The sequence below is a fragment of the Hydrogenophaga sp. FW305-3-2-15-A-LB1 genome, assembly GCF_058787875.1.
Window position 1 is genome coordinate 1 of record NZ_JBYTAE010000137.1, and the last position, 8,255, is coordinate 8,255.

The 8,255-nt window shown below is 65.9% G+C and carries 8 protein-coding genes; 7 read left to right on the top strand and 1 reads right to left on the bottom strand.

What is annotated here, in order from left to right:
* From AC3WPZ_RS26890 to dut, 7 genes are all read left to right on the top strand, one after another.
* Positions 1-235: exodeoxyribonuclease VII small subunit (locus AC3WPZ_RS26890; protein ID WP_492442409.1), on the top strand; the 235-nt coding region annotated here is incomplete at its 5' end.
* A 5-nt stretch (positions 236-240) separates the two neighbouring features.
* Positions 241-1,137 carry a polyprenyl synthetase family protein gene (locus AC3WPZ_RS26895; protein WP_492442411.1) on the top strand — a complete coding sequence of 299 codons (897 nt, stop codon included), beginning with the start codon at positions 241-243 and terminating at the stop codon, positions 1,135-1,137.
* 45 nt (positions 1,138-1,182) lie between these two features.
* Positions 1,183-3,072 (top strand): 1-deoxy-D-xylulose-5-phosphate synthase, encoded by a 1,890-nt coding sequence (gene dxs, locus AC3WPZ_RS26900; RefSeq protein ID WP_444688565.1) that lies wholly within the window; start codon positions 1,183-1,185, stop codon positions 3,070-3,072.
* Positions 3,073-3,260: 188 nt separating this feature from the next.
* Positions 3,261-3,866, top strand: coding sequence for a TRAP transporter small permease subunit (locus AC3WPZ_RS26905; RefSeq protein ID WP_382325535.1), 606 nt, complete (start codon positions 3,261-3,263; stop codon positions 3,864-3,866).
* A gap of 18 nt (positions 3,867-3,884) precedes the next feature.
* Entirely contained in the window at positions 3,885-5,702 is a 1,818-nt protein-coding gene (locus tag AC3WPZ_RS26910; protein WP_444688178.1) for a TRAP transporter large permease, read from the top strand.
* Between the two features lie 188 nt (positions 5,703-5,890).
* Positions 5,891-6,973: a TRAP transporter substrate-binding protein gene (locus tag AC3WPZ_RS26915; RefSeq protein ID WP_291111820.1), complete on the top strand. Its 1,083-nt coding sequence runs from the start codon at positions 5,891-5,893 to the stop codon at positions 6,971-6,973.
* A gap of 111 nt (positions 6,974-7,084) precedes the next feature.
* Complete coding sequence (gene dut, locus AC3WPZ_RS26920; protein ID WP_382159586.1) at positions 7,085-7,534, top strand: dUTP diphosphatase; 450 nt, start codon at positions 7,085-7,087, stop codon at positions 7,532-7,534.
* Between the two features lie 117 nt (positions 7,535-7,651).
* On the opposite strand, the gene AC3WPZ_RS26925 is transcribed toward dut, so the two are convergent.
* The gene (locus tag AC3WPZ_RS26925; RefSeq protein ID WP_382323748.1) at positions 7,652-8,203 is read right to left on the bottom strand and encodes an FKBP-type peptidyl-prolyl cis-trans isomerase; all 552 of its coding nucleotides are present in this window, start codon (positions 8,201-8,203) and stop codon (positions 7,652-7,654) included.
* Positions 8,204-8,255: the final 52 nt, after the last annotated feature.

Genomic DNA, 8,255 nt, shown 5'->3' on the forward strand with positions numbered 1-8,255 from the left:
CGCCCCCCGTGCGGCCCCTTCTCCCAATGCGCCCGCCAGCTACGAGGCGGCGCTGGAAGAACTGGAGCAACTGGTGGCCCAGCTCGACGCCGGACAACTGCCGCTGGACCAGTTGCTGACCCGTTACCAGCGGGGCGCGGAGTTGCTCGCGTTCTGCCGCTCGCGGCTGGATGACGTGGAAAACCAGATCAAGGTGCTCGAAGGCGGCACGCTCAAGCCCTGGGACGCGCCGTGAACGCCGTGCTCTCCGATACCCACGATTTCGTGGCCTGGCGCCAGGCGCAACAGGACGCGGTGGAACGTGCGTTGGAGCGCTGGGTGTCCGCCGACGCGCCCGCCGGGCTGGGCGACGCCATGCGCTACGCCGTGCTCGATGGCGGCAAGCGCCTGCGCCCGCTGCTGGTGCTGGCCACCTGCGAAGCGGTGGGCGGCCACGCGGCGGCGGCGATGCGCGCGGCCTGCGCGGTCGAACTCATCCACGCCTACTCGCTGGTGCACGACGACATGCCTTGCATGGACAACGACGTGCTGCGGCGGGGCAAACCCACGGTGCACGTGCAGTTCGGCCAGGCCCAGGCCCTGCTGGCGGGCGACGCGCTGCAGGCCCTGGCCTTCGAACTGCTGGTGCCGGGCGACGGCAGCCTGAGCGATGGCATGAGCGCCCGCCTGTGCCGCCTGCTGGCGCTCGCGGCCGGGGCCGACGGCATGGCCGGCGGGCAGGCCGTGGACCTCGCCAGCGTGGGCGTGGCACTCGACCAGCCCGCGCTCGAAGCCATGCACCGCCGCAAGACCGGCGCCCTGCTGCAGGCCAGCGTGACCATGGGCGCTTCCACCGGCACGCCCTCGCCCCAGGCCCTGGCCCTGCTCGCCGAGTACGGCGCCTGCGTGGGACTGGCCTTCCAGGTGGTGGACGACATCCTCGACGTCACCGCCGACTCGGCCACGCTGGGCAAGACCGCCGGCAAGGACGCCGCGGCCGACAAACCCACTTTCGTCTCCCTGATGGGGCTGGACCAGGCACAGGCCTATGCCGACCGCGTGCTGGCCCAGGCCCACGACACCTTGCGCCGCTCCGGCCTCGACCACACCGCCACCCTGCACGCCCTGGCCGACTGGGTGGGGCGGCGTGCGTCCTGAGGCCCGAAACAAGGCCGATCCACCATGACCCAAGCGCCCCCGCCCATGAATTCCCTGTTGTCGACCATCGAATCCCCCGCCGATGTGCGCCAACTCGCGCGCACGCAACTTTCGCCGCTGGCTGATGAACTGCGCGCTTTTCTGCTGCAGAGCGTGGCGCGCACGGGCGGTCACCTCAGCTCCAACCTCGGCACGGTGGAACTCACGGTGGCATTGCATTACGTCTTCAACACCCCCGATGACCGCCTGGTCTGGGACGTGGGCCACCAGACCTACCCGCACAAGATCCTGACCGGCCGGCGCGACCGCATGGGCACGCTGCGCCAGTTCGGCGGCATCAGCGGCTTTCCGCGCCGCGACGAGAGCGAGTACGACACCTTCGGCACCGCGCACTCGTCCACCAGCATCTCGGCCGCGCTGGGCATGGCGCTGGCCTCCAAGATCAAGGGCGAGCCGCGCAAGTCCATCGCCATCATCGGCGACGGCGCCATGACCGCCGGCATGGCCTTCGAGGCGCTGAACAACGCCGGCGTGGCCGAGGGCCGCCTGCTGGTGGTGCTCAACGACAACGACATGTCGATCTCTCCGCCTGTGGGGGCGCTCAACCGCTACCTGGCCCAGCTCATGAGCGGGCAGTTCTACGCCGCCGCGAAGAACGTGGGCAAGCAGGTGCTCAAGGGGGCGCCGCCCCTGTTCGAACTGGCCAAGCGCTTCGAGGAGCACGCCAAGGGCATGGTGGTGCCGGCCACGCTGTTCGAGAAATTCGGCTTCAACTACATCGGGCCGATCGATGGCCATGACCTCGAATCGCTGATCCCCACGCTGGAGAACATCCGCCACCTGCTCGACACCGACAGCGGCCCGCAGTTCCTGCACGTGGTCACCAAGAAGGGCCAGGGCTACAAGCTCGCCGAAGCAGACCCCGTGGCCTACCACGGCCCGGGCACCTTCGACCCCGCGGTGGGCATCACCAAGCCCGCCACACCGTCCAAGACCACCTTCACCCAGGTGTTCGGCCAATGGCTGTGCGACATGGCCGAGGCCGATCCGCGCCTGGTCGGTATCACGCCGGCCATGCGCGAAGGCTCGGGCATGGTCGAGTTCGAGCGCCGCTTCCCCGCGCGCTACTTCGATGTCGGCATCGCCGAACAGCACGCCGTGACCTTCGCCGCCGGCCTGGCCTGCGAGGGGCTCAAACCGGTCGTGGCGATCTACTCCACCTTCCTGCAGCGCGCCTACGACCAGCTCATCCACGACGTGGCGCTGCAGAACCTGCCGGTGGTGTTCGCGCTGGACCGCGCCGGCCTCGTCGGTGCCGACGGCGCCACGCACGCGGGCGCCTACGACATCGCCTACCTGCGCTGCATCCCCAACATGGCCGTGGCCTGCCCGGCCGACGAGGCCGAGTGCCGCCAGCTGCTGAGCACCGCGTTCGCGCAGAATCAGCCTGTGGCGGTGCGTTATCCGCGCGGTGCAGGTGCGGGTGTGGCCCAGCCCGCCGGGCTCGAAGGCCTGCCCTTTGGCCGTGGCGAGCTGCGCCGCAAGGGCCGGCGCGTGGCCATTCTGGCCTTCGGCACCTTGCTGCAGCCCGCGCTGGCCGCCGGCGAGAAGCTGGGCGCCAGCGTGGCCAACATGCGCTGGGTCAAGCCGCTCGATGTGGAACTGCTGCGCGAGCTGGCCTCGTCGCACGACGCCTTGGTCACAGTCGAGGAAGGCAGTGTGATGGGTGGCGCTGGCAGCGCCGTGATGGAGGCCTTGCAGTCAGAGGGCTTCGCACTGCCCGTGCTGCAGCTGGGCCTGCCGGACACCTTCGTCGACCACGGCGATCCGGCTCGGCTGCTGGCCGGTCTGGGGCTGGATGGAACGGGCATCGAACGCGCCATCCGCACGCGTTTTGGCAATCTGCTCGCGCCCGTGGTGAAAGCGGTCGGCTGAACTGCAGCGCCGGAGCGTGGAAAACGGGTTTACCCTGCACGCAGGCCCTTTGATGCAAAAAAGGCATCCCCTACAATCAGCCGCTCCATACCACCCACACGCAGCTGCGGTACTTCGCTCGCTGCGTGTTTCTTTATCCATCGATAAATGGGGTGTGGGGTCTATGTTCACAAGAAATGGGAATCAGGATGGGTGCACTTCTCAACTTCTCTCGGGCCATCGACAGGCTCAACGCCTGGGTGGGCAGACACGCGATCTGGCTGATCATGGGTTCCACGGTCATCAGCGCCGTCAACGCGCTTGTGCGCTACACCTTCAACACCAGCTCCAACGCCTTCCTCGAGATCCAGTGGTATCTCTTTGCCTGGTCGTTCCTGATAGCGGCCGGTTTCACGCTGCTCAACCGGGAGCATGTGCGCATCGATGTCCTCAACAGCCGTTTGCCCAAGAAGGCGCAGATTTGGATTGACATCCTCGGCTTCGCTTTCTTCCTCACACCGGTGTGCCTGCTCGTGCTGTATTACGGCATCCCGATCTTCATGGAGAAGTACACCTCGGGCGAGATGTCGGGCAACCCCGGTGGCCTGATCCGCTGGCCAGTGTGGCTGGCGATCCCGGCAGGCTTCATCCTGCTGATGCTCCAGGGCTGGTCCGAACTCATCAAGCGCGTGGCCTTCCTCACCGGGCGGGGTCCCGACCCCACGATCAAGGCCGGCGAGAAGTCTGCCGAGGAAGAACTGGCCGAGATCCTGAGCCAGCGCGATGCCGCCAAAGGCACGCCAGTCTCGCAGTAACCGGCCAAGGAATCGACGATGGAATTCATTGCGGCGAACTTCGCCCCGATCATGTTTGCGGGGCTCATCATCTTTCTGCTGCTGGGTTTCCCGGTGGCCTTCAGCCTGGGCGCCTGTGGCCTGGCCTTCGGCATCGTCGGCATCGAGATGGGCGTGTTCCCGTCTTCGGTGCTGGCCTGGCTGCCGCAGCGCCTGATCGGCATCATGGCCAACGACACCTTGCTGGCGGTGCCTTTCTTCACGCTCATGGGCCTGATCCTGGAGCGCAGCGGCATGGCCGAGGACCTGCTCGACACCGTTGGCCAGGTCTTCGGACCGATGCGTGGCGGCCTGGCGCTGGCGGTGGTTTTCGTGGGTGCGATGCTGGCCGCGACCACGGGTGTGGTGGCGGCTTCGGTCATTTCGATGGGCCTGATTTCTCTGCCCATCATGCTGCGCTATGGCTACGACCGCCAGTTTTCCAGTGGCGTGATCGCGGCCTCGGGCACGCTGGCGCAGATCATTCCGCCCTCGCTGGTGCTCATCATCATGGCCGACCAGCTGGGCCGCAGCGTCGGTGACATGTACAAGGGGGCCTTCATCCCGGCCTTCATGCTGGTCGGCTGTTACGTGCTCTACATCGCCTGCCTGGCCATCTTCAAGCCCGCCAGCGTGCCTGCGCTGCCGACCGAGGCGCGCATCTACCGCGAGCCCAATGGCAGCGGCGGCTACCAGTCGCTGTTGGTGCTGATGGTGGTCTCGTTCATGGTCTCCATCGTGCTGGCGCGCTACATGCCCGAAGTCCACACCTGGTGGCTGGGCCGCGAGGTGACCTCCGTGCCCACCGACGAGAAGGTCGTCGTGGCCATGGCTGGCGGTGCCTTCGTGGCTCTCGTGATGGCCCTGGCCAACAAGTACGCGAAGCTGGGCTTGCTCTCGCGCCTGGCCGAGCGGGTGACCTTCGTGCTGATCCCTCCGCTGCTGCTGATCTTCCTGGTGCTCGGCACCATCTTCCTGGGCATCGCCACCCCTACCGAGGGCGGTGCCATGGGGGCGATGGGCGCCATCATCATGGCCCTGATGCGCAAGCGGCTGGACATGAAGCTGCTCAAACAGGCCCTGGCCACGACCACCAAGCTTGGCAGCTTCGTGATGTTCATCCTGATCGGGGCCACGATCTTCGGCCTGGTGTTCCAGGCGGCCGATGGTCCGATCTGGGTGGAGCATCTGCTGGCCGACCTGCCGGGTGGCCCGGTTGGTTTCCTGATCGTGGTCAACATCCTGATCTTCTTCCTGGCCTTCTTCCTCGACTATTTTGAACTCTCGTTCATCGTGGTGCCGCTGCTGGCGCCGGTGGCCGACAAGCTGGGCATCGACCTGATCTGGTTCGGCGTGCTGTTGGCGGTGAACATGCAGACCTCGTTCATGCACCCGCCGTTCGGCTTCGCGCTGTTCTTCCTGCGCTCGGTGGCGCCCGACAAGCCCTATGTGGACCGGGTGACCAACAAGGTCATGGCCCCGGTCACGACCATGCAGATCTACAAGGGAGCGATCCCCTTCCTGATCATCCAGCTGTTCATGGTCGGTGTGCTGATCGCCTTCCCGGGGCTGGTCACGGGCAGCCTCGACAAGGTCGGTGACTACGACCTCAAGGCCGTGGGAGAGCAGATGATGGAAGACCTCAACCCGGGCTCCGAAGGTGGCTACGGTGCGGACGATCAGACCGCGCCGTCAGAAGAAGGTCAGGAGCAGCCCTCTGCAAAGCCGGAAGCGGCTGGCGAAGCAGGCCCCGACGCCAAGGCCGCCACGGAAGACGACCCCATGAAGGCCATGCAGGAAGCCCTCGGCCGCAAGTGAGCTCTGCCAGCGGCGTGCCTGCGGCGTGACGAAGCGCAGGCTGTCGAGGGAAAACCCTCGGCGGCCTTGCCCTTGAGACACGGCAGATATCAATAGAATCAAAAGACCGTTCTTCATCCCGGTGTGTGCCACGCAAGAGGCTGCGCCTTTCTTTCAAGCTTTCATCAAGCAATCCTGGAGCAATCTCAATGGATCGTCGTTCTATCGTGAAGAGTGCCGGCCTGGCCGGCGTGCTGGCCGCTGGTGTGGCACCGGCCGTGCATGCGCAAGCTGCGGTGCGCTGGCGCCTGGCTTCGAGTTTCCCTCGTTCGCTGGACACCATCTTCGGCAGTGCCGAGAAGCTGTCGCAGACCGTCAAGGCACTGTCGGGTGGCAAGTTCGAGATTTCCGTTCACCCAGCGGGCGAGTTGATGCCTGCCTTTGGCGTCGTGGACGCGCTTCAGGGCGACAACATCGACATGGCCCAGACGGCCGCCTATTACTTCACCGGCAAGGACCCTGTTTTCGCCTTCAGCTGCGCGGTGCCCTTTGGCCTGACCGCCCGGCAGAACACCGCTTGGAAGCAGCATGGCAATGGCGGCAAGCTGCTCGATGAATTCTTCGCTCAGTACAACTTCCGCACCGCCAGCGCCGGCAACACGGGCACGCAGATGGGCGGCTGGTACCGCAAGGAGATCAAGACTGCCGCCGACCTCAAGGGCCTGAAGATGCGCATGGGCGGCGGCGTGTTCGGCGAGGGCATGGCCAAGCTGGGTGTGGTGTCGCAGAACCTGCCGGCCGGTGAGGTGTACCAGGCGCTGGAGAAAGGCACGCTGGACGCGGCCGAATTTGTCGGTCCGCACGACGACGCCAAACTCGGCTTTCACAAGGTGGCTCCGTTCTACTACTACCCGGGCTGGTGGGAAGGCGGCGCCGATCTGGAGTTCTTCATCAACCTGAAGAAGTTCAACGCCCTGTCGGATGAAAACAAGGCCATCCTGAACGCCGCCATGGCCGTGGCCGCGACCGACATGACCGCCAAGTACGATGCCGTGAACCCGATCGCATTGAAGAAGCTGGTGGCCGAGAAGACCCAGCTCAAGGCGTTCCCCAAGGCGGTGATCGATGCCGGCTTCAAGGCCTGCATGGAAGTGTTCGCCGAGCACGAAGCCAAGTCGCCCACCTTCAAGAAGATCCACCAGGACATGCGCACCTTCCAGCGCGATCAGATTCTGTGGAACCGTTTCTCGGAGTTCCCGTTCAACCAGTACATGGCTGGCGTGAAGATCTGATCTTGAAAGCTGCACCTGCGGTCCGGCTCGACCGGGTCCATGGTGTATCTGGGCAGGGGCCCGCTGCGTGCAGCGGGCCTTTTCGTTCCCACTGACACCGTCTCGGTTTTTATGAAACTTGATGTCCGCATCCTGGATCCGCGTTTGGTCAGCCAGATGCCTTCCTACGCCACGCCCGGCAGTGCCGGCCTCGATCTGCGGGCCTGCCTCGACGCGCCGCTGGTGCTGGCGCCCAACGCGTGGCAACTGGTGCCGACCGGCCTGGCGATCCACCTGGCCGACCCCGGCTACGCCGCCATGATCCTGCCGCGCTCCGGCCTGGGCCACAAACACGGCATCGTGCTCGGCAACCTGGTCGGCCTGATTGACAGCGACTACCAGGGCCAGCTCATGGTGAGCGCCTGGAACCGAAGCGACGTGGCCTTCACCATCGAGCCCATGGAGCGCATTGCGCAGATGGTGATCGTGCCCGTGGTGCAGGCGGAGTTCAACGTGGTGAACGACTTCGCCACCGCGAGCGAGCGCGGCGCCGGGGGTTACGGTTCCACGGGCAGAGGATAAAAGACCGTCGTCGCGCGAGGCGGTCTGATCAAGAGGTGCCGCGGAACCGGCTTTGCCGGGCCACAGGCACCGCCCCCTTGAGGGGGACGCGCGCAGCGCGGCGGGGGTGTGTCCTGATCAGTGGAGTGTGTGGGGGCCGGGCGGCGTGAGGCCCGGACCCTGCAGTTCGTCGGGCGCGTCCACCTGCATGCGGAAGAAGCCGGTGCCCAGCGTGCCCTGGCCGATTTCGTCTTCCCGGGCCTCGCGCACCGCGTGCACCTTCAGGCTGATGCGCAGGGCGATGCCGGCCAGGGGGTGGTTGCCGTCCAGCACCACGTGCTCGGGGTAGATGTCGCTGATGAAATACAGGCGGTCCTTGGGGGCCGAGGGGTTGCAGCCCGGGGGCAGGCCCTCGAAACCCATGCCTTCTTCGATCTCGTCGGGCAGCAGGTGGCGGGGTTCGAGGAACAGCAGGCGGTCGTCGTAGTCGCCGAAGGCGTCGGCCGGCTCCAGGTGCAGGTCGATCGTGTCGCCCGCCGAGTGGTTCAGCAGGGCTTCCTCGATCTTGGCCAACAGGTCGTTGCCGCCCACGAGGAACTCCACCGGCTCATCGAGCACGTCGAGTTCTTCGCCCAGCGTGTCCTTGAGGGTCCAGGTCAGCGCGACCACGCATTGTTGGTTGATTTTCATCCGACAATTGTCCCATGCTCCATGCTTCCCCATCCAGCCCCCCCTCTTTGTC